18 protein-coding genes are annotated in these 20,479 nt (G+C 42.5%); 5 read left to right on the top strand and 13 right to left on the bottom strand.

The features are described 5' to 3' along the window. The first annotated feature begins 108 nt into the window (after nt 1-108). The gene (locus E4T82_RS04955) at nt 109-1,596 is read left to right on the top strand and encodes a DUF1846 domain-containing protein (RefSeq protein WP_135181757.1); all 1,488 of its coding nucleotides are present in this window, start codon (nt 109-111) and stop codon (nt 1,594-1,596) included. 526 nt (nt 1,597-2,122) lie between these two features. Here E4T82_RS04955 and ptsP read toward each other — a convergent pair. Both ptsP and E4T82_RS04945 read right to left on the bottom strand, forming a co-directional pair. After that, on the bottom strand, nt 2,123-3,853 hold the full coding sequence (ptsP, locus tag E4T82_RS04950) for a phosphoenolpyruvate--protein phosphotransferase (RefSeq protein WP_135181756.1): 1,731 nt from the start codon (nt 3,851-3,853) through the stop codon (nt 2,123-2,125). 4 nt (nt 3,854-3,857) lie between these two features. Continuing rightward, a complete protein-coding gene (locus E4T82_RS04945) occupies nt 3,858-4,121 on the bottom strand; it encodes a phosphocarrier protein HPr (RefSeq protein ID WP_018378296.1) in 264 nt (87 codons plus the stop codon). 334 nt (nt 4,122-4,455) lie between these two features. Between E4T82_RS04945 and nrdH the strand changes: the two genes are divergently transcribed. From nrdH to nrdF, 4 genes are all read left to right on the top strand, one after another. Continuing rightward, nucleotides 4,456-4,674 carry a glutaredoxin-like protein NrdH gene (nrdH, locus tag E4T82_RS04940; protein ID WP_135181755.1) on the top strand — a complete coding sequence of 73 codons (219 nt, stop codon included), beginning with the start codon at nt 4,456-4,458 and terminating at the stop codon, nt 4,672-4,674. A 233-nt stretch (nt 4,675-4,907) separates the two neighbouring features. Continuing rightward, nucleotides 4,908-7,067 carry a class 1b ribonucleoside-diphosphate reductase subunit alpha gene (nrdE, locus tag E4T82_RS04935; protein ID WP_135181754.1) on the top strand — a complete coding sequence of 720 codons (2,160 nt, stop codon included), beginning with the start codon at nt 4,908-4,910 and terminating at the stop codon, nt 7,065-7,067. A 554-nt stretch (nt 7,068-7,621) separates the two neighbouring features. Then, entirely contained in the window at nt 7,622-8,008 is a 387-nt protein-coding gene (locus E4T82_RS04930) for a nuclear transport factor 2 family protein (protein WP_135181753.1), read from the top strand. Nucleotides 8,009-8,038: 30 nt separating this feature from the next. Continuing rightward, nucleotides 8,039-8,998: a class 1b ribonucleoside-diphosphate reductase subunit beta gene (nrdF, locus tag E4T82_RS04925; RefSeq protein WP_135181752.1), complete on the top strand. Its 960-nt coding sequence runs from the start codon at nt 8,039-8,041 to the stop codon at nt 8,996-8,998. A 38-nt stretch (nt 8,999-9,036) separates the two neighbouring features. Here the strand turns inward: nrdF and E4T82_RS04920 are convergent, their stop codons facing one another. The 11 genes from E4T82_RS04920 to E4T82_RS04875 all read right to left on the bottom strand — a co-directional run bounded on the left by E4T82_RS04920 (nt 9,037) and on the right by E4T82_RS04875 (nt 20,133). Then, the gene (locus E4T82_RS04920; RefSeq protein WP_135181751.1) at nt 9,037-9,705 is read right to left on the bottom strand and encodes a CPBP family intramembrane glutamic endopeptidase; all 669 of its coding nucleotides are present in this window, start codon (nt 9,703-9,705) and stop codon (nt 9,037-9,039) included. Between the two features lie 444 nt (nt 9,706-10,149). Further along, complete coding sequence (locus E4T82_RS04915; protein ID WP_135181750.1) at nt 10,150-10,893, bottom strand: DUF3169 family protein; 744 nt, start codon at nt 10,891-10,893, stop codon at nt 10,150-10,152. Nucleotides 10,894-10,906: 13 nt separating this feature from the next. Then, on the bottom strand, nt 10,907-11,083 hold the full coding sequence (locus E4T82_RS12455; protein ID WP_167753566.1) for a hypothetical protein: 177 nt from the start codon (nt 11,081-11,083) through the stop codon (nt 10,907-10,909). After that, nucleotides 11,080-11,280 carry a hypothetical protein gene (locus E4T82_RS04910; RefSeq protein ID WP_135181749.1) on the bottom strand — a complete coding sequence of 67 codons (201 nt, stop codon included), beginning with the start codon at nt 11,278-11,280 and terminating at the stop codon, nt 11,080-11,082. Before E4T82_RS04910 ends, E4T82_RS12455 begins: the two co-directional genes overlap by 4 nt. Nucleotides 11,281-11,322: 42 nt before the next feature. Further along, entirely contained in the window at nt 11,323-11,526 is a 204-nt protein-coding gene (locus E4T82_RS04905; protein ID WP_135181748.1) for a helix-turn-helix transcriptional regulator, read from the bottom strand. Between the two features lie 153 nt (nt 11,527-11,679). Further along, a complete protein-coding gene (gene alaS, locus E4T82_RS04900) occupies nt 11,680-14,298 on the bottom strand; it encodes an alanine--tRNA ligase (RefSeq protein WP_135181747.1) in 2,619 nt (872 codons plus the stop codon). Nucleotides 14,299-14,317: 19 nt separating this feature from the next. Next, nucleotides 14,318-14,812 carry an LURP-one-related/scramblase family protein gene (locus E4T82_RS04895; protein ID WP_135181746.1) on the bottom strand — a complete coding sequence of 165 codons (495 nt, stop codon included), beginning with the start codon at nt 14,810-14,812 and terminating at the stop codon, nt 14,318-14,320. Nucleotides 14,813-15,274: 462 nt separating this feature from the next. After that, a complete protein-coding gene (locus E4T82_RS04890; RefSeq protein WP_135181745.1) occupies nt 15,275-16,270 on the bottom strand; it encodes a peptidylprolyl isomerase in 996 nt (331 codons plus the stop codon). 61 nt (nt 16,271-16,331) lie between these two features. Then, nucleotides 16,332-17,051, bottom strand: a complete 720-nt coding sequence (locus tag E4T82_RS04885) for an O-methyltransferase (RefSeq protein WP_135181744.1) — start codon at nt 17,049-17,051, stop codon at nt 16,332-16,334. 261 nt (nt 17,052-17,312) lie between these two features. Next, nucleotides 17,313-19,118, bottom strand: a complete 1,806-nt coding sequence (pepF, locus tag E4T82_RS04880; protein WP_135181743.1) for an oligoendopeptidase F — start codon at nt 19,116-19,118, stop codon at nt 17,313-17,315. A gap of 55 nt (nt 19,119-19,173) precedes the next feature. Beyond that, nucleotides 19,174-20,133 (bottom strand): competence protein CoiA, encoded by a 960-nt coding sequence (locus E4T82_RS04875; protein WP_135181742.1) that lies wholly within the window; start codon nt 20,131-20,133, stop codon nt 19,174-19,176. Nucleotides 20,134-20,479: the final 346 nt, after the last annotated feature.

Below are 20,479 nucleotides of genomic sequence, written 5' to 3'. Positions count from 1 at the left end.
GTTTAACAAAAATTAAGTGTTTGTTTAAAAATATATTTTTACCAAAATAATGGTAAATCGTTTTCTTTTTGAAAACTTTTTATTATAATCTTAAAGGAGGTGAAAAATGTGAAAAAAATTGCTTTTGATTCAACAAAGTACTTACAATTACAGCGTGACCATATTTTAGAACGCATCCAGCAATTTGATGGAAAATTGTATATGGAATTTGGCGGAAAAATGCTGGAAGATTTCCACGCAGCCCGCGTTCTACCCGGTTATGAACCTGATAATAAAATCAAGCTCCTCCAAGAATTGAAGGAACAGGTAGAGATTGTCATTGCCATTAACGCTAGCAATATTGAGCATTCTAAGGCGAGGGGCGATTTAGGCATTTCCTATGATCAGGAAGTATTACGCCTAATCGATACCTTCAATGACTTGGGCATCTATGTCGGTTCTGTCGTCATTACCCAGTACACCAACCAGCCAGCTGCTGACGCTTTCCGCCACCAGTTGGAAAAAAATGGGATTACATCTTATCTACACTACCCTATCAAGGGCTATCCGTCCGATATTGACCATATTATTTCTCCTGAGGGTATGGGGAAAAATGACTATATCAAAACCAGTCGCAATCTGATTGTCGTGACAGCCCCCGGCCCTGGCTCTGGTAAGTTGGCAACCTGTATCTCCCAGCTTTACCATGACCAATTACATGGGATCAAGGCAGGATATGCTAAATTTGAAACCTTCCCTGTCTGGAATTTACCGCTTCATCACCCTGTCAACCTTGCCTATGAAGCAGCAACTGCTGACCTAGATGACCTCAATATGATTGACCCCTTCCACTTGCAAAACTATGGCAAAACTGCGGTCAACTACAACCGTGACATCGAAGTCTTCCCTGTTCTCAACCGAACCTTTGAGCGCATCTTGAACAAGTCTCCTTATGCGTCACCGACGGACATGGGTGTCAACATGGTGGGCTACTCGATTGTCAATGAAGAGGCAGCCATTGCCGCATCAAAAGAAGAAATCATCCGTCGCTACTATCAAACCTTGGTGGATTTCAAGGCCGAGCGCGTTCCGGAATCAGCTGTGAAAAAGATTGAACTCTTGATGAATGAAGTAGGCGTTTCAGCAAGTGACCGCAAGGTGACCATTGCTGCGCGGGAAAAAGCAGAAGCAACTGGCCAACCAGCGCTTGCCATTGAACTACCAAATGGCGAGATTGTCACAGGGAAAACCTCTGAACTCTTTGGCCCTTCAGCCGCTGTCATCATCAATGCCATTAAAAACCTAGCCAAGATTGACAAGAAGACTCACTTGATTGAGCCTGAGTATGTCAAACCGATTCAGAACCTCAAAATCAACCACCTCGGTAACCGCAATCCACGGCTCCACTCAAGCGAGCTACTAATTGCCCTTGCCATTACTGCTATGAACAAGTCAGAAGCAGACCTTGCCATGAAACAATTGGGGAATTTGAAAGGCAGCGAATGCCACTCTACCGTGACCCTACCTGAAGAGGATCGCAATGTCCTACGAAAACTCGGGGTTAACGTCACTTTTGACCCCAACTACCAGCACAATAAGTTTTACCATAAATCTTAACAACCAATACCCAGCTTGATGGATTACCAAGCTGGGCGTTTTAGTATAAGATACGAGGGCTTTTGACACGAGCATCGCTCGTTCTATTTCCAACCTTCAACAGTCTATTCCTAGACTGTTGAAGCACACAGTGCTTAGCTCGAACACAATTCAGACTTCCACAAGATACGAGGACTTGAAAAAAGCGAATGTACTCTCGTTAAAGAAACAATCCACTGGATTATTTCTTACATATCCATAAAGCGAACAACATTCGCAACGACTGCGGCAAAAATAGGAGACTGACGTAGTGTTCGATGAATATAAGGCGAGCTATCCCCAAGGGGATTCTCAGCTCTAACTAGCTAAAGCGAGAACAGCTGTCTATCTTTAGTTATAAACTATAGTGGTTAGGACAACGTTAAGTCGCTTTGATGACCGCCTGTTCTATCTGCAGCTCCTTTCCTTGTCCTATTTCTCAATCCACTATAAATGAGTATATCAAAAAAGAAGCCCTTTCAGACTTCTTTCTCATTTTATTCGTGTATTAAAAATGAACGTATTCCTTTTGTAATGCAAGGACTTCTTCTGCTGTTGCGCATTCTGTCAATGCACGGTTTGCATATTCTTGCATCTTCGCAGTGTCCAATTGTTTCATCAAGCTACGTGTACGAAGGACAGAAGTGGCACTCATTGAGAACTCATCCAAGCCCATACCGACCAGAAGTGGTACTGCTTGTTGGTCTCCTGCCATTTCTCCACACATACCAGCCCATTTGCCTTCTGCATGCGCTGCTTTAATCACGTTGTTAATCAAGCGAAGGATAGATGGGTTGTATGGTTGGTAAAGGTAGGACACTTGCTCGTTCATCCGGTCAGCAGCCATCGTGTACTGGATAAGGTCGTTGGTTCCGATTGAGAAGAAATCAACTTCTTTTGCAAATTGATCTGCAAGCATTGCAGCTGCTGGAATCTCAATCATGATTCCCACTTGGATGTTATCCGCTACCGCTACACCTTCGGCAAGCAATTTCGCCTTTTCTTCTTCGTAGATTGCTTTTGCTGCACGGAATTCCGTAATCAAGGCAACCATTGGGAACATAATCCGCAATTGACCGTGAACAGAAGAGCGAAGAAGGGCACGCAATTGCGTACGGAACATTTGATTACCAGTCTCTGAAATCGAGATACGAAGAGCACGGAAACCAAGGAATGGGTTCATTTCGTTCGGAAGATCGAAGTAAGGAAGTTCTTTATCTCCACCAATATCCATGGTACGAACAACAACTGGTTTACCGTTCATTCCCTCAAGAACAGCCTTATATGCTTCATACTGCTCATCTTCTGTCGGGAAATCTTGTGAGTCCATGTAAAGGAACTCAGTACGGTAAAGACCGACTGCTTCTGCACCATTGTCGTTGACACCTTCAACATCTTTTGGTGTACCGATGTTGGCAGCCAATTCAAAATGCTTCCCGTCAGCTGTGACAGTCTGAGCATCTTTCAAAAGTGCCCACTCTGCTTTCTGCTTCGCGTATGCTTCACCAGCTGCTTTGAATGTAGCAATTTCTTCGTCTGAAGGATTGATGATGACTTCACCAGTAATTCCATTTACCGCAATAACATCTCCGTCTTTCACAATTTCTGTGATGTTATTTGTACCAAGAACCGCTGCAATCTCTAGTGTACGCGCCATGATGGCTGAGTGACTAGTACGACCACCGATATTGGTCACAAATGCTTTTACAAAGTTTTTATCTAATTGTGCTGTATCAGAAGGTGTCAAGTCATGTGCAATGACGATAGACTCTTCTGAAATCGCTGCTGGGTTCGGCAAGCGAACACCCAACAAGTGAGCCAAGACACGCTTGGTCACATCACGAATATCTGCTGCACGCTCTTGCATGTATGGATTGTCGTCCATACCCTCAAAGATGGCAATGAACATATCTGTTACTTCTGTCAATCCACTTTCAGCGTTGACTTTTTTCGCGCGAATCGTTTCTTTAATTTGACCGACCATTTCTGGATCAGCAAGAACCATCAAATGGGCATCAAAAACGGCTGCCGCTTCTTCACCAAGGCTAGCTACTGCGTTCTCTCTAATTAGAGAAAGCTCGTTTTGTGACGCTTCTAAAGCAGCATCCAAACGAGCTTCTTCTGCATCTGTATCTGCAACTGTAACAGTTTCAAATGACAAATCTGGTTGGACGAGTAGATATGCCTTCGCAACCGCAACACCGTCAGATGCTGCAATTCCTTTAAGCATTTCTGTCATACTCTTACGCCAAACCTTCCTTGTCCATTGTTTCAGTGATTGCTGCGATTGCATCGTCAGCGTCAGCACCTTCAGCTGTGATGGTTACATCAGCACCTTGGCCAACACCAAGACTCATCACACCCATGATAGATTTAAGATTTACTGATTTATCTTTGTAGTTCAAAGTGATATCCGAAGCAAATTTGCTAGCTGTTTGCACAAGCAATGTTGCTGGACGTGCGTGGATACCTGTTTCTGCCACAATGTGGAAATCTTTTGAAGCCATATTTGGATTCTCCTTTATTTTTTCAATATTGAAGGTTCATTGTGATAACCCTTACAACGGACATTATACCATTTCTTGAAATCATTTTCAAGAATTTTTTGTCTTCCTTTCAAAAATCCTCTTAGGACAGGAGCAAACAAATAGAATCGTTATTGTGCAAAAATATGAAAATAGTTTGTAACTCATACGAAAAACCTCTCAAATGGCATAACAGCAAGGTTTACACTATATATAGTGTTTTTCTTTTCGTTCCGACACTATATTTAGTTTTTTAAGTTGACAATTTGATGATTTCATTGTATCCTATATGGGTGATTAAAAAAAGGAGAACTGTATGATTACTGTTTATTCAAAAAATGACTGTGTGCAATGCAAGATGACCAAACGTTTCTTGGACCAGCATCAGGTTCCATTCAAGGAAATCAACCTCGATGAGCAACCCGAATTCATCGAACATGTCAAGAGCCTCGGATTTGCCGCGGCACCTGTCATTGAGACTGAGACTGAGACCTTTTCTGGCTTCCAACCCGGAAAATTAAAAAATCTTGTCTAAGCCCACCGTCTAATACTCTATAAAAATCAAGAACTGACTAGTTTTCATAAAAGACTAGAGATAAGGCTAGCCTCCTTGAAACCTCAGGTAGAACTGAGGTTAGCTGAGGATTATGCATAATCCCTATTTCCAACCTCCAACAGTCTCCTAGACTGTTACAGCAAGGCGAATGAACAACACCAGACTTTGATTTGTGATGAGTATAAATTGAAAAACATAGAAAGAGTTACCACATGAGTTTGAAAGAATTAGGGGATGTTTCCTATTTCCGTCTGAACAATGAAATCAACCGTCCAGTCAATGGACAAATCCCGCTTCATAAAGATCAAGAGGCCCTCAAGGCCTTCTTCAAGGAAAATGTGCTCCCAAACACCAAACCATTTGCGAGCATGACCGATAAAATCCAATACTTACTAGAAGAAAACTATTTGGAACAGGCCTTTTTGGAGCAATATAGCCCTGCTTTTATTGAGAAATTAGCGCAATTCCTGAAAAACCAGAACTTCCGCTTCAAGTCTTTCATGGCAGCCTATAAATTCTACAACCAGTATGCCCTCAAGACAAACGATGGTGCCTACTATTTGGAAAGCATGGAAGACCGTGTCCTCTTCAACGCCCTTTACTTTGCAGAAGGCAACGAAGACTTAGCCATGGATTTGGCAAATGAAATGATACACCTCCGCTATCAGCCTGCAACCCCAAGTTTCTTGAACGCTGGACGGGCACGTCGCGGAGAGTTGGTCTCTTGTTTCCTCATCCAAGTAACAGATGATATGAATGCTATCGGGCGTTCTATCAATTCTGCCCTCCAACTCTCTCGTATCGGTGGCGGGGTCGGAATCTCCCTCAGCAATCTGCGTGAAGCAGGTGCACCGATTAAAGGTTACGAGGGAGCGGCATCTGGTGTCGTTCCTGTCATGAAGCTCTTTGAAGATAGCTTCTCTTACTCGAACCAACTCGGACAACGTCAGGGAGCTGGCGTCGTCTACCTCGACGTCTTCCATCCAGACATCATTGCCTTCCTTTCGACTAAGAAAGAAAATGCCGATGAAAAAGTACGTGTCAAAACCCTTTCGCTTGGGATTACCATTCCAGATAAATTCTACGAATTAGCACGCAAGAACGAGGATATGTACCTCTTTAGTCCCTACTCTATCGAGCGTGAATATGGTGTCCCATACAGCTACATAGACATTACTGACAAATACGATGAATTGGTCGCAAATCCAAGGATTCGCAAGACTAAGATTAAGGCCCGCGATTTGGAAACCGAGATTTCAAAACTCCAACAAGAATCTGGCTACCCTTATGTCATCAATATTGATACTGCCAACCGTAGCAATCCTGTAGACGGTAAAATCATCATGTCGAACCTCTGCTCGGAAATCCTCCAAGTTCAGGTTCCAAGCGAATTGAACGACTCACAAGAATACCTTAAAATGGGGACAGATGTGTCATGCAACCTTGGTTCAACCAACATTGTTAACCTCATGAAATCCCCTGACTTTGGTCACTCTGTCCGCACTATGACCCGCGCTCTGACCTATGTGACAGACCATTCTCATATCTCAGCCGTGCCATCTATCGAACATGGAAATAGTCAAGCCCACTCCATCGGTCTTGGAGCGATGGGACTGCACAGCTTCCTTGCTCAAAACTTGATTGATTATGGATCAGCAGAAGCCGTTGAGTTTACCAGCATCTACTTCATGCTCCTCAACTACTGGACTTTGGTGGAGTCAAACAACATTGCCCGTGAGCGCAAGATGACCTTCCATAACTTTGAAAAATCAAAATACGCGGATGGAGCTTACTTCGACAAATACATCACTGGCAACTACCAACCACGCTCTCCTCGTGTCAAAGAACTCTTTGAAGGCATCTTTATGCCGAGTGCAGAAGACTGGGCTATCCTTCGTAATAAAGTACAGACAGACGGTCTCTACCACCAAAACCGCCTAGCAGTGGCACCAAACGGCTCGATCAGCTACATCAACGATGTGTCTGCTTCAATTCACCCAATCACTCAACGGATTGAAGAACGCCAAGAAAAGAAAATTGGGAAAATTTACTATCCAGCGGCTGGACTTGCGACAGAAACCATTCCGTTCTACAAATCAGCCTATGATATGGATATGCGAAAAGTCATCGATGTCTACGCTGCTGCAACAGAACATGTTGACCAAGGTCTATCCCTTACCCTCTTCATGCGAAGTGATATTCCTCAAGGTATCTATGAGTGGAAGACCGAAAACAAACAGACGACACGTGACCTATCAATCTTGCGAAACTATGCCTTCAATAAAGGCGTTAAGTCCATCTACTACGTCCGTACCTTTACCGATGACGGCGAAGAGGTTGGCGCAAACCAATGTGAGAGTTGTGTGATTTAACACACTACATTTCATGGCTACTAAAGTAGCTCATGAAAGGACGGACTTGACTATATTGTCAAGTCCTAAGTGGCTTACTTCCTCGAAAAGTCGTTAATATCGAACGACTTTTCTCTGGGCGTGACACTCTATCTGACCTCACTGACTTCATAGTGAAAGTATTATCGGCTTTCATTATTCCGTGGCGTAACACACTACATTTCATGGCTGCTAAAGCAGCTCATGAAAGGACGGACTTGACTATATTGTCAAGTCCTAAGTGGCTTACTTCCTCGAAAAGTCGTTAATATCGAACGACTTTTCTCTGGGCGTAACACTCTATCTGACCTCACTAACTTCATAATGAAAGCATTAGCGGCTTTCACTATGAAGTGGCGTAACACACTACATTTCATGGCTGCTAAAGCAGCTCATGAAAGGACGGACTTGGCTAGCTTGCAAATTCCAAGGCAGGGGCTACAGTGCCAATTTCTATATCATTTACCTATCATCAATCGACTGCCTATTTAAGAGAAGGCAATAAAACCATAAAAAGACGAATGTGGAGGAACTCGATGTCTCAGTTAGAAAAGAACAAACAAGCTGCTATCCATTTCTATAAAACAGCCTTTGAAGGCAATCCCGCAAAAGCCGTTGCAGAATACGTAGGAAATGAGTACCATCAACACAATCCCCATGTAGAAGATGGCCCTAGCGGTTTCATTGCTTATTTTGAGCGCATGCAGACAGAATATCCAGAAAAATCTGTTGAGTTTGTCCGTGCGATTGCTCAGGACGACCTCGTTGCTCTCCATACTCATCAAATCTGGGGAGAACCTGACAATAAAGAATACATCACCATGGACTTTTTCCGCTTTGATAAAAACGGTAAAATCGTAGAACACTGGGACAGTATCCAAGAAGTGATAACAGATACCAAATCTGGTAGAACCATGTACTAAATTTAATCAAATCAAACTGAGGAGAAACAAATGACCACCTACTACAAAGCCATAAACTGGAATGCGATCGAAGATGTCATTGACAAGTCAACTTGGGAAAAACTGACCGAGCAATTTTGGCTTGATACTCGTATCCCACTCTCTAATGACTTGGATGACTGGCGCAAATTAAGCGTAGAAGAAAAAGACTTGGTAGGAAAAGTCTTTGGTGGATTGACACTTTTGGATACCCTCCAATCAGAAACAGGGGTTCAAGCGCTTCGTCAAGATATTCGGACACCGCATGAGGAAGCTGTCTACAATAATATCCAGTTCATGGAATCGGTACACGCCAAATCCTACTCATCTATTTTCTCAACCCTCAATACCAAATCTGAAATCGATGAGATTTTTGACTGGACCAACAGCAACGAATACCTCCAACGCAAGGCAAAAATCATCAATGAAATTTATGAAACAGGCACACCGTTAGAGAAAAAAGTAGCCAGCGTATTCCTTGAAACCTTCCTCTTCTACTCTGGTTTCTTCACACCGCTCTACTACCTCGGAAACAACAAGCTCGCCAATGTCGCCGAAATCATCAAACTCATCATCCGTGACGAATCTGTCCACGGTACCTATATCGGCTACAAATTCCAGCTTGGTTTCAATGAATTGTCAGAAAATGAGCAAGAAACACTCCGCGACTGGATGTATGATCTGCTCTACCAACTCTACGAAAACGAAGAAGGCTATACAGAAAGCCTCTACGACGGTGTCGGCTGGACCGAGGAAGTTAAGACCTTCCTTCGCTACAATGCCAACAAGGCCCTTATGAATCTAGGACAAGATCCTCTCTTTCCTGATTCGGCCGATGACGTCAACCCGATTGTCATGAACGGTATTTCAACGGGAACCTCCAACCATGACTTCTTCTCCCAAGTCGGAAACGGCTACCTACTCGGTAGCGTAGAAGCCATGAAAGACGATGATTACCTCTACGGTTTATAATTAAAAAGCAACTAGGCTGGGCTTAGTTGCTTTTGTTTTTAAAGGAAGATCAACACAAAACTTAACAGATTGTTGGCAGCATGCAGACCAACTGAATACCGTAGGTCACGTTTTGCTAGATAGAGCCAGCACAAACTCGCTCCCATAGTAAAGTAAATGAGAAAGTGCGGTATAGTCCGTGGTCCATGTGCTAGGGAAAAGAGGGTACTGGTCAATAGGAAATAGAGGACAAGACCGGTCTTTTGGGTCAGGTTGGGAAAGAAATAACCTGCAAACAAGCCTCTAAAGAGCAATTCTTCCATGATTGGGGCAAAAATCACTACTGCAAAGAAGGAAAAGAAAGGCTGGGCCAAAACATTTTGAATCACTACTTCTTGATTATTGCTTGGAGGGATTGGCAGAAACATTTGAACAACAATCAGTAGAACAAATAAACCTAGTGGAAAGAGGATATTAGCCATCCAAGGCTTAGGCAACTCGATTTGTATTTTTGTCTTGTCATAGACCCGCTTCCAATGGAGATAGGAAAGTGCCGTCAGATAGAGGAGACCAAAGATTCCAAAAACAGTTATCATGGTCGGAAGAATTTCCGCAGGAATATCTGGTCTCGCAGACAATTGACTGCCCGCGGCTAAAAAACCACTTCCAAGCAAGTAGCCCAGCATTCCAGCCAACCACAAACCAATATTCGCGACTAATTTTTTCATATTTTTCTCCTTTACTGTTTAGAAATCGCCCGCCTTAACGTCTCAGCAAGCATCGTACATAGTCCAATCATAAGTATCCAAGGTGGAATACTGACCAAATTAACAATAAGAGCTATCTGTTTATTCGTTCATACATCAACTTTTTCCAATATATTCATACCAAACCTCCTATCTCAAACCGATGGCTAACCCAATCAGTAAGTCAATACAAGCCCTAATATTGCAATCATGATGACGACAAGATCATCTGAACATTTCTTTTTCATATCAAACTCCTTTATTCTTTATCTGACAATACAAGATATAATATCGCTAAACCAGTTAGAAAAATAGGAGCATTAAACTTTCTAAGATACATCCGATCTAGCAAAGTCACCCAAAACATGAAAGCTAGCCAAAATCAGTCCGCGAAGGAATTTGTGCCTCTTCATCTCTCTCGCCTTTTTACTTGAAATATTTTTTAACCATCGAAATTGATCGAATGTTGATGTAAACATGGATAAAGACAACAATTAGGAAAGCTGTCAACTGAAACTCTTGGAGGGCGAAGGAAATCACATCCAAGATAATATAGAGAGCAGGTAATATAATCTGATTCAGATGAAATAGGGTCATAAAACTATTTTCATAATTCGCTTCTCGCTCTCCCTCATCGTAACTCCGCACAAAAGCCAAAGCATCTTCGGGCATAGCAAATTTTGGAAAATCATAATGACGAACCATCTTCAATGTTTTACGATAATAGCCTGTCAAGAAAAACACTGGAATATAGAACATGGAAGCTAACAATAAAAACTTAATTTGTGCAGCATTTACCGCAACCATATAGAAAGCACCAAGGAGTGAGAAAAGTATGCTGACAGAACAAATATTATAAGCAATTGTTCCATATTCTAAGTTTCTATGAGCATTTTTATAAAACTTCTCTATACCTTCTTCGTCATCACTATCTTCCGCTTTTTGATAGGCAAGTGTATCTTTGCGACTATAATGTAAGAAATAAAAAGCCATACCTGCCAGCAAAAGACTAGCTCCTTGAGCCAGGTATACATACAAATCTAAGGTTAATAGTTGCTGGATTAAGTCCTTCGGCATGGTTCCTGCCGCAGTTGCTGATCCCACAAAGTAACCAACAAAACCACACATGAATAAAAATAGAAATCCTTTCAATCCTCTTCTTTTTTTCATCTTTTCTTCCTTTCTATTTCTTTATAGCAACACTCAAACTCATACTAGATACAAACAGAGCAATGATAATTATAGCTTCCTTCTCAAAGGTTTGTTTTAGCAACAATCTTACCATCGTAGCAATGATAGCAAGTGCAAAAATGAACCTTAGAACCATTCTCCCTGTGATAACGATTTCATTTTTCTTCATTTTCTATCTCCTTTACTTTCTTCTTCCATCATCAAACACCGAGAAGCAGGTAATAGGAGAAACAATTCTGCTGTCACATCTTGATTTCCTGCAAGAAGTTTTCCAACAACATATCCAATTTCAAAAAACATGAAAAGGATAACTAGCACTTTAAATGGCACTTCTTTTCCTACTGGATTCGTCTGTTGCTTTTTCATCTTTCTGCTCCTTTATCTATCTCTCTTATCCCTATGTCTTTGTCACTCCTCCTCTAAGCGAAAGACTTGTTCCAAGGATTCGTTGAAAATCTGTGCGATTTTTAAGGCAATGATGACCGACGGGGTATATTCTCCTCGCTCAATCAGACTAATAGTCTGGCGCGAAACTTGCGCTAGTTTTGCCAGTTCCGTCTGGTTGTAACCGTCCCTAGCCCGTAATTCCTTGAGCCTATTTTTTAAAATCATAAAGAACTCCTCTCTAAATCATCTTGCTTAACTTGTTTTTATTGTAACACATCTTTACTAAATGACAAGTATTTTTGTCATTTTGTGATGTTTTTCGATTTGAACAGGATAAGATACAAAAAGAACCGAGACTAACTCGATTCTTTCATTCTCTTATAACTGATTGCCGACTTCTGCCAAGAGTTTAGTGATGGCAGCTGCATCACTACCACCTGCCATAGCCATGTCTGGTTTACCACCACCGCGACCTGCGACAATTGGAGCGAGTTCTTTAATCAGATTACCTGCATGGACTGCCTTGGTCTTACTTGCAACAAGGACATTGACTTTTTCACCAATAGCAGCAACTAAGACTAAAACATCTGAATAATCTTTTTGTTTCCAGTTGTCCGCAAAAGTGCGTAGTGCTCCTGCATCTGATACCTCTACCTGACTAGCAATGTAGCGCACACCATTTGCTTCTTTGACGTCTTTGAAAATATCACCAGCTGCCGCTGCTGCTGCTTTTTCTTTCAAGGCTACATTTTCTTTTTGCAATTCACGCAACTGTTCTTGTAGGCTTGTGACCTTATTTGGTACTTCTTTGATTTGTGGGGCTTTAATGGTTGTAGCGACAGCTTTGAGCAATTCTTCTTCTTCACGATAAGCAAGAAAGGCTTCACGGCTGGTTACTGCTACGATACGACGCGTTCCAGACCCGATTCCCTCTTCTTTCAAAATCTTGAAGAGACCAATCTCGGCTGTATTCCCTACATGCGTCCCACCACATAGTTCAATTGAATAATCCCCAATAGTCACCACGCGGACTTCTTTCCCATATTTTTCACCAAAGAGCGCCATTGCCCCCATGGACTTAGCTGTCTCAATATCTGTTTCCACCGTCACAACTGGAAGAGCTGCCCAGATTTGAGCATTGACTTCTTCTTCGATGCGACGAAGCTCTTCTACTGTTACTGCTTCAAAGTGGGTAAAGTCGAAGCGCAAGAATTCTTGTTCGTTGAGGGAACCTGCCTGCCTTGCATGCTCACCGATGACATGGTGAAGGGCCGCATGTAACAAGTGAGTCGCTGTATGGTTTTTCATGACGCGGTGGCGACGAAGGGTATCAATGGCAAGTGTATACGTTGCACCTTTGCGCAATTCTCCAAGCACTTCAACAGTATGAAGCGGCTGACCATTTGGTGCTTTTTGAACATCTTTGACACGGGCTACCAACTGACCAGCTTCATCGAGAATAGCTCCGTGGTCAGCAACCTGTCCACCCATTTCTGCATAGAAAGGCGTCTGAGCAAAGACCAACAAGGCCTCACCACTTGATAGGCTATCTACGCGCTCATTATCTGCAATCATCACCAGCAGGTTTGCTGTTAATTCATCCACACCATAGATGAAGGTTGACTCTTCGATAATCCCTGCAAGGGTTTCATTTTGCATGCCCATTGAACCACCTTTGACAACCGAAGCACGCGCCCGCTCTTGCTGCTCTTTCATGGCTACTTTAAATCCTTCGTGGTCAATGGCAAAGCCTTGGTCTTCTGCCAATTCCTCAGTCAATTCAACCGGAAATCCGTAGGTATCATAGAGTTTGAAAATATCTTTTCCTTCAAGGGTTGATTTTCCAGCTTCTTTCAATTGCGCTAACAATTCATCTAGGTGGATCGAACCCGCATCTATGGTACGAGCAAAGGTTTCTTCCTCACGCTTAACAATCTTTTCGATAAATTCATGCTTTTCAAGCACTTCTGGATAGTAGCTTTCCATAATGTGACCAACTGGCACGACAAGTTTGTACAAGAAGGACTCTTTAATCCCCAAGCGGCGCCCGTGCATGACCGCACGGCGAAGCAAACGACGGAGGACATAACCACGCCCCTCATTTCCAGGAAGAGCCCCATCACCAATCGCAAAGGAAAGGGCACGAATGTGGTCTGCAATAACCTTGAAACTCATATTGTCCCCATCTGGATCGTAGGTCTTACCCGATAGTTTTTCCACCTCGCGGATAATCGGCATGAAGAGATCCGTTTCAAAATTGGTTTTAGCCCCTTGGAAAATCGCTGCCAAGCGCTCCAAACCTGCCCCCGTATCAATGTTTTTATTCGGTAATTCTTTGTACTCAGAACGCGGTACTGCTGGATCCGCATTGAATTGGGATAAGACGATATTCCAAATCTCGATGTAGCGGTCATTTTCCATATCTTCTTCTAAGAGACGAATGCCAATATTTTCTGGGTCAAAAGCTTCTCCACGATCAAAAAAGATTTCTGTATCTGGTCCAGAAGGTCCTGCACCAATTTCCCAGAAGTTATCCTCCAGCGGAATCAAGTGACCTGGGTCCACGCCAAGAGCCAGCCAACGATTGTAAGAATCTGTATCGTCTGGATAGTAGGTCATGTAGAGCTTTTCTTTTGGAAAACCAAACCACTCTGGGCTAGTCAATAGTTCAAAGCCCCACTCAATTGCTTCATCCCGGAAATAATCTCCGATTGAAAAGTTTCCGAGCATTTCAAACATGGTATGGTGACGGGCTGTTTTTCCAACATTTTCAATATCGTTGGTCCGAATAGACTTTTGAGCATTAGTAATCCGTGGATTTTCAGGAATAACGGAGCCATCGAAATATTTTTTCAGAGTTGCCACCCCGGAGTTAATCCATAGTAGGGTTGGGTCGTTGACGGGAACGAGATTGGCAGACGGCTCTACAGCATGCCCTTTAGACTTCCAGAAGTCCAACCACATTTGACGAATTTGTGCACTAGATAATTGTTTCATTTTCCTATTTCCTTTCCATTTACGTTGCGGCAACTGCTGATGCACTCCGCATCTCCTTCACATAATCAATGGCTATTACGAGAGCAATCGTGACATCTGCATAAGCCTCTTCATAAACTGTGACTTGATAGGTCGAGGTCATCCGAAACCATTCTTGGTCAATTCGGGCAACTACAAGACCATTATGGATCAAGTCAAACTTCATATCCCAGAAATCACCAATCACTTCAAGCCCTAAGTTCTCAATCTCATAATGAGGTTTGAACCAAGAAAATTTCTGTTGGATGATAAAAGGGACCTGTCCTAAGACATTTACCTCAAAGCGGGATAAAAACCAGGAGAATTTTTGCTGGATGGTGCTGACGACCTGTCCAGTAGCATCGTGTATCTCAAAATTTTTAAACCATTTGAGCACACTACCTTCTACCTGATAACAGAGTTGACCACGATCATCTTTGATATCAAACTTGCCACCCCAAGACCAAAACCGTTGTTTAATCTGAAATTGTTTCATCCTAGACCTCCTAAAAGAAAAAACAAGAACACTAACGAAGGGCGAAAAACCGCGGTACCACCTTCATTCAATGAACTTGTCATTCTCATTTTTATACAATTGTTTCCGATTAAGTAGCAAGATATTCGACCTTATATGGCTCGCACCGACCGCCATTTCTCTGATACAAGGGACTGAATATCCATTCCTAATCTTATACTCGTCAAAAATCAAACGCTAACGTCGGTAACTCACCTTGCTCCAACATTCTGGGAGACTGTTGAGGGGTGGAAAATAGGGAGTATGTACTAAGCCCTAGCTAACCTAAGTGATGCCCGAGGTTTCGATAAGGCTAGCAAGGCAAGCCTTATTTCCAGCCTTCCACAATTCTCAATTGCAAGGGGCGAGCTGCGCTCGTTCCATTTCCAACCTTCCACAATTCTCAATTGTGGAAGCTAGTCAGATTTTGATTTTTATAAAGCACTATTTGTCTGAACTTGATTCTTGAGTTTCAGAACTGCTTGAAGTTTCTGAGCTTGCTGCTTCTGAACTTGAAGAACTTGATGTATCTCCAGTTGTGATGTATTGTGACAAGATGCTCTGGAAGGCTTGGTCTTTCACTTTTACATTGGCCTTTTTGAAAGCTTCTGAAATTACATTTTTCACATAGGTTGCATCAGCTTGTTTTGATTTGATAAAGCTATCTTTCAAGATATCTTTGTACTCTTTCCAGTCATCAGCTTTTTTAGATTTGGAATTCAACTTCACAACATAGTAGCTAACTTGATAGCTTGAAAGGTCAACGCTCTTGACAACTGAAGCTCCTACCTGACCATCGTTCAAGGCAAAGACAGCTGTTTTCACCTCATTTGGTACTGTTGTAGAAGTTGAGTCAAATTTAACTGTTCCACCATTTGCTTTGGTTTCAGCATCGGTTGAGTTATCCTTTGCCAATTGTGCAAAATCTGCACCTTCAGCCTGTGCCTGAGCCAAGACTTCATTTGCCTTGGCTTCATCTGCTAATTTAATGATTTGAGCAGTTACTTCTGGTGTATAAGTGTCATAGGCAGCTTTGTACGCTTCATCCGTCAATTCTTTTTCAGCTGCTTCTTTTACGGCAAATTCAACTAATTTGTTGGTACGAATTTGTTGTTTATAGGTTTCTTCTGTCAAACCTGCTGAAGATAGGGCCCCTGCAAAGGAGTCTCCCAATCTTTTCGCCATCTCATCATAGGCTTTGTCCACATCTTTTGAAGAAACTTCCTTGCCATATTGCTGTTCAAAAACATCACTGATGACCATTGATAACAGCACTTGTTGAGCTTGTTGGTTGTTTTTTACACGGTCGTAAAATTCTGATACGTTGATGGTGTTACCTTTCATGGTCACGATATCTTTATTAGACCCGTTTGAACAAGCTGCAAGCGTTACTGCTGCAAACAAGGTTACAGCCCCTGCGAGAATTTTTTTAGTTTTCATTATGCATTATTTCTCCTTTTTTATTAACTGTACCATTATACCATAATTGCTTAAAAATGACTTAAATTTCTTCTGTATTTAAGCGGACAGTTTCTACATTTTTTCTAAGCATGAGCAAGCCGTCACTCATGGACACCAAACTGGCTGTCAAATCAGGATTATCCAAAGTTACATCGAACAAACGTTGTAAGCCTCGATAAATGGTGCGCTGCCCACGACGAACTTCCATGATGTCCCGTGCCACGTCTCCACCTTGGAAAATATCATCCAGAATAATCAAACCTCCGACCTTCACCTTCTTTAAAACCTCTGGCAAAAAGATGACATACTTGGACTTGGCCGAATCCATAAAGACAAAATCATAACTGTCGTCTGGCAAGGTCGGCAATACCTCCATGGCCTCGCCCTCAAGCAAGGTAATCTGGTTACGCGTATCATACTTGGAGAAATTATCCTTGGCAAAGCCGATCATCTCTTCGTTGCGATCAATGGTCGTAATTGTTGATGTTGGGCTATTTTCTGCCATTAAGAGAGCAGAGTAACCAATTGCAGTTCCGATTTCTAAGATAGATGCCGGTTGTAAAATCTGCATCAAGAGGCGAAAATAAGCTGTTGTCTCATGAGGAATAATGGGGATGTTTTCCTTGCGAGCAAATTCTTCTAAGTCTTTTAAAAAGCCTGTGTTTTGCGCCTGGCGTGTTCGCATCATCTCCACAATCTCTTCCTTGACAACCGGACGGCGCATATTGTGGTTTGCATTCTTACTGTATGATTCTACCATTTTTTCAGTATATCACAAGGCCTATTCTCGGTCAAGAATCGGTTTCTGATACCAGGACAAACGCATAGCAAGAAAATAACGTTTTCTGCATTTCATTGTTCGGATTTTTATCAAGTATTGACCATAGGTTCGTGTTGTTACTATAGAAAAATTTAAAAAGAAAGAATGTTTATTCCGACTATAATCGGAAATAGGTGCTTCATGCATTTGTCGTGTTCTGATACTCGTCAAAAAGAGCTAGCAAGCTGCTAGCTCTGCTGTTTACAATAGATGGGCACCTTTTTCAACTAAGGCCTCTAGCTCCGTCAAGCGAGCGTCAAAGACCTTGAAAGCGTCGTTCAAGTAGTCTGCCTTAGTCATATCAACACCAGCTTTTTTGATAACATTGAGCGGATAGTCTGAGCTACCTGCTTTGAGATAATCGAGATAGTCTTCCTTGTCTTCTGGGGTGCCATGAACAATCTTGTGAGAGAGGGCAGATGCTGCTGCAAAACCTGTTGCGTATTGGTATACGTAGAAATTGTAATAGAAATGCGGAATGCGAGCCCACTCAAATTGAATTTGTGGATTTTCCTCAGCTGACAAACCATAGTATTTCTCGTTGATTTCTGCATACAACTGATTTAAGAAATCAGCTGTTAGGACTTCTCCTGCTTGGTCTGCCTTGTAAATTGCTTGTTCAAACTCAGCAAACTGCGTTTGTCGGAAGACTGTTCCACGGAAACCGTCCAAGTAGTGGTTCAAAATGGCAAAGCGGGTCTTGTCATCTTCCACTTCTGACAATAGTTTCTCCGTCAACAAATTCTCGTTAGTCGTAGAAGCAATCTCCGCTAGGAAAATTGAATAGTGACCATAGACATAGGGCTGGTTCTTCCGAGTAAACATGGAATGAAGAGAATGCCCCGTCTCATGGATAAGAGTATAGAGGTTGTCTAGCGTATCCTGCCAGTTTAAGAGCATGAAGGCGTTGGTATCATAGGCACCACCTGAATAAGCTCCTGAGCGTTTTCCTTCATTTTCATGCACGTCAATCCAGCGGTTTTCAAACGCTTCTTTGACCTGCATACTATACTCATCACCAAAAATAGTCAAAGTATCCGCCGCCTTTTCTAAGGCATCTTCATAGGTGAATTTGTAATCCACATCAGAAAGCGGTGTATACATATCATACATCTTCAAATCGTCAATACCAAGTAATTTCTTGCGCAAGTTAATATAGCGATGTAGCAGCGGCAAATGCTTGTTCACAGCTGCTACCAAGGTATCGTAGACCGATTCTGGAATAAAGTTTGCAGACAAGGCAGCATGACGGGCGCTGTCGTAGTTGCGCAAGCGAGCCTTTAGGTTATTGACTTTAACATTTGATTGCAATGTTTTTGCATAGGTATGCTGGAACTGATCATAGGTACTATACATCGCCTCATAGGCATCCTTACGCACCTCACGGTTGCTTGATTCCATGAAGGAAATGTAGCTACCATGCGAAAGCGGTACGAGTTCGCCTTCTTCGTTGGTAATCTCTGGGAAGCGGATGCTGGCGTTATCAAGGACAGAAAAGGTTTCTGACGGCGCATCAAAGACCTCGCTTGTTGCAGCTAGCACTTCTTCAACTTCGTGTGACAAGACATGGGCTTTTCCTGCCAATAATTTCTCAAACTGGTGGCTGTATTGCTTCAAAGCTGGCTCTTCTTCCATGAAAGCTGCCAACTGCTCTTCTGTCACAGTTAAAAATTCTGGCTCATAGAAAGCAAAGGCCTGCGAAAGAGCTGAATAGAGTCCCAAGGCTTTGGCTTGAAATTCTTGGTACTTGCCTTCACGGGTATCTTGGTCATTTTTCATAGACGCATAAACATAGAGTGTTTCCATACGGCGCATCAGACCCAGCTGCGTTTCGCTGATTTCTAATAAACGTTGAGCTGAGTCTAGCAAATGCCCTGCAAAACCAGCTGCCGCCTCGACATCCGCTTGAAGAGCTACAAGTTCTGCCTCCCATGCTTCGTCCGTTGGAAAAATCGTGGTCAAATCCCACTGGTATTTTTCGTCAATTTCATTGCGTTGTTTTGTCATAATGGTTTACCTCCGTATCTCTTATTCTACCACAAATCCAAGGTTGCTTCTAACGTTAGATCAGATTTTTCTTGAGAATGGTCTGATAAAAGATTGGCGGATAAAGATACTGTTCGTCTTTACGCGCTAATTGCTGGTAATAGGTCTGAAAATTAGCATAGTAATCTGTCACATCCTGCTGAACTTGAACAAAACCAGCTCTTGACTGGGGCGGGCGAATTTGGGGATAAAAATCATCGAGGCTTTGAGTGAGTAAATTTCTCCCTTCCTGGTAAAGCTGGGCCTGAACTGCCATCCATTTGGGAGACTGATAACGGAGCTTTCGTGCGATATAGTCCTGTAACCGTGTATCGTGCTTCCCCTTAAAAACTAGCTCTCTTTGTCTCCGATACGGAAAACGTAAAAGCGCCAACAAGTTGCCCACTCCCAGGGGAAATGCCTTGCTCAAGCATTGCACACGACCATGCAAGTCCTCATGAATCAGATAGCGAAGGCGCAATTTTTGAGACCTCGCATCCAATTCCCAGAGGAAAAAGCCGACATATTTACTAAAGTATAAAAACTGCTTTTGCAGATTTGTCAAGCGGGTCTTCAACCACAAATCCTCTCCGAGAAGCCATAACACCTGATAGCCTGCCTGCTGATAAGATCGGGTTCGCTCCTGCAAGCGCTCCATCGCCAAACTCGAACATTGAACTTCCAGAGCAAGCTTTTTCCCTATTAAAATATCTGCAATCTGCTCTATCTCAGGCAGGCGCTTTTCTAGTTCCGCCTCACTGTGTTTCAAAGCCCATTGATACAAACCCGTTTTTAATTGAAGATGCTGGGCTGATTCATTTTCTGAAAAATACTGACAATTTTTCAGCGAAACATGCGCAAAGTGGCTTCGAATAACCTGTCCTTTTCGCAAACGAACGGGACTACCACACCCTGGACAGAAAAATTTCTGACCTACAACTGCTTGATTTTCCACTAAACAAACCGACTGCCCCTGCTCGTTTTGTGCAACTAACATAAGCCCTCCTATCTATTCTTATTCGCAAAAAAAGTTGAACAATCTAAACATTGTTCAACTTTTTGATATTTTTCTACTACTCATTAAATATCGCCATTTCCTCTTTTTGATATTTTTGGGGTAGCGCGGACGTAAGCAACCTCCTTCGGAGTTTCATTACTCATTTTTGAGCCTAATGTCTCAAAAATACCGTTCTTAGCAACGACTTCACTATCGCTAAGAATTCCACTACAAAGAAAATATCGTTTTAAGCTCACTTTGTTCGCATTCTTCCCAATATAGTTAGGGAAGTGAGATTTTAGCCCAAACCTAGAAATATAAAAGCATGGAGTAGTCATTTAATAAC

Source organism: Streptococcus cuniculi (assembly GCF_004570575.1).
Taxonomy (GTDB): domain Bacteria; phylum Bacillota; class Bacilli; order Lactobacillales; family Streptococcaceae; genus Streptococcus; species Streptococcus cuniculi_A.
This window is presented reverse-complemented; position numbering and strand designations above follow the sequence as displayed.

Coding starts and splice junctions, on each gene's coding strand:
- nrdH (WP_135181755.1), top strand. CDS start 4,456: ATGATTACTGTTTATTCAAAAAATGACTGTGTGCAATGCAAGATGACC.
- E4T82_RS04910 (WP_135181749.1), bottom strand. CDS start 11,280: ATGAAAAAGCAACAGACGAATCCAGTAGGAAAAGAAGTGCCATTTAAA.
- E4T82_RS04890 (WP_135181745.1), bottom strand. CDS start 16,270: ATGAAAACTAAAAAAATTCTCGCAGGGGCTGTAACCTTGTTTGCAGCA.
- nrdE (WP_135181754.1), top strand. CDS start 4,908: ATGAGTTTGAAAGAATTAGGGGATGTTTCCTATTTCCGTCTGAACAAT.
- nrdF (WP_135181752.1), top strand. CDS start 8,039: ATGACCACCTACTACAAAGCCATAAACTGGAATGCGATCGAAGATGTC.
- E4T82_RS04875 (WP_135181742.1), bottom strand. CDS start 20,133: ATGTTAGTTGCACAAAACGAGCAGGGGCAGTCGGTTTGTTTAGTGGAA.
- E4T82_RS12455 (WP_167753566.1), bottom strand. CDS start 11,083: ATGAAGAAAAATGAAATCGTTATCACAGGGAGAATGGTTCTAAGGTTC.
- ptsP (WP_135181756.1), bottom strand. CDS start 3,853: ATGACAGAAATGCTTAAAGGAATTGCAGCATCTGACGGTGTTGCGGTT.
- E4T82_RS04930 (WP_135181753.1), top strand. CDS start 7,622: ATGTCTCAGTTAGAAAAGAACAAACAAGCTGCTATCCATTTCTATAAA.
- E4T82_RS04885 (WP_135181744.1), bottom strand. CDS start 17,051: ATGGTAGAATCATACAGTAAGAATGCAAACCACAATATGCGCCGTCCG.
- E4T82_RS04895 (WP_135181746.1), bottom strand. CDS start 14,812: ATGAAACAATTTCAGATTAAACAACGGTTTTGGTCTTGGGGTGGCAAG.
- E4T82_RS04920 (WP_135181751.1), bottom strand. CDS start 9,705: ATGAAAAAATTAGTCGCGAATATTGGTTTGTGGTTGGCTGGAATGCTG.
- pepF (WP_135181743.1), bottom strand. CDS start 19,118: ATGACAAAACAACGCAATGAAATTGACGAAAAATACCAGTGGGATTTG.
- E4T82_RS04915 (WP_135181750.1), bottom strand. CDS start 10,893: ATGAAAAAAAGAAGAGGATTGAAAGGATTTCTATTTTTATTCATGTGT.
- alaS (WP_135181747.1), bottom strand. CDS start 14,298: ATGAAACAATTATCTAGTGCACAAATTCGTCAAATGTGGTTGGACTTC.
- E4T82_RS04905 (WP_135181748.1), bottom strand. CDS start 11,526: ATGATTTTAAAAAATAGGCTCAAGGAATTACGGGCTAGGGACGGTTAC.
- E4T82_RS04945 (WP_018378296.1), bottom strand. CDS start 4,121: ATGGCTTCAAAAGATTTCCACATTGTGGCAGAAACAGGTATCCACGCA.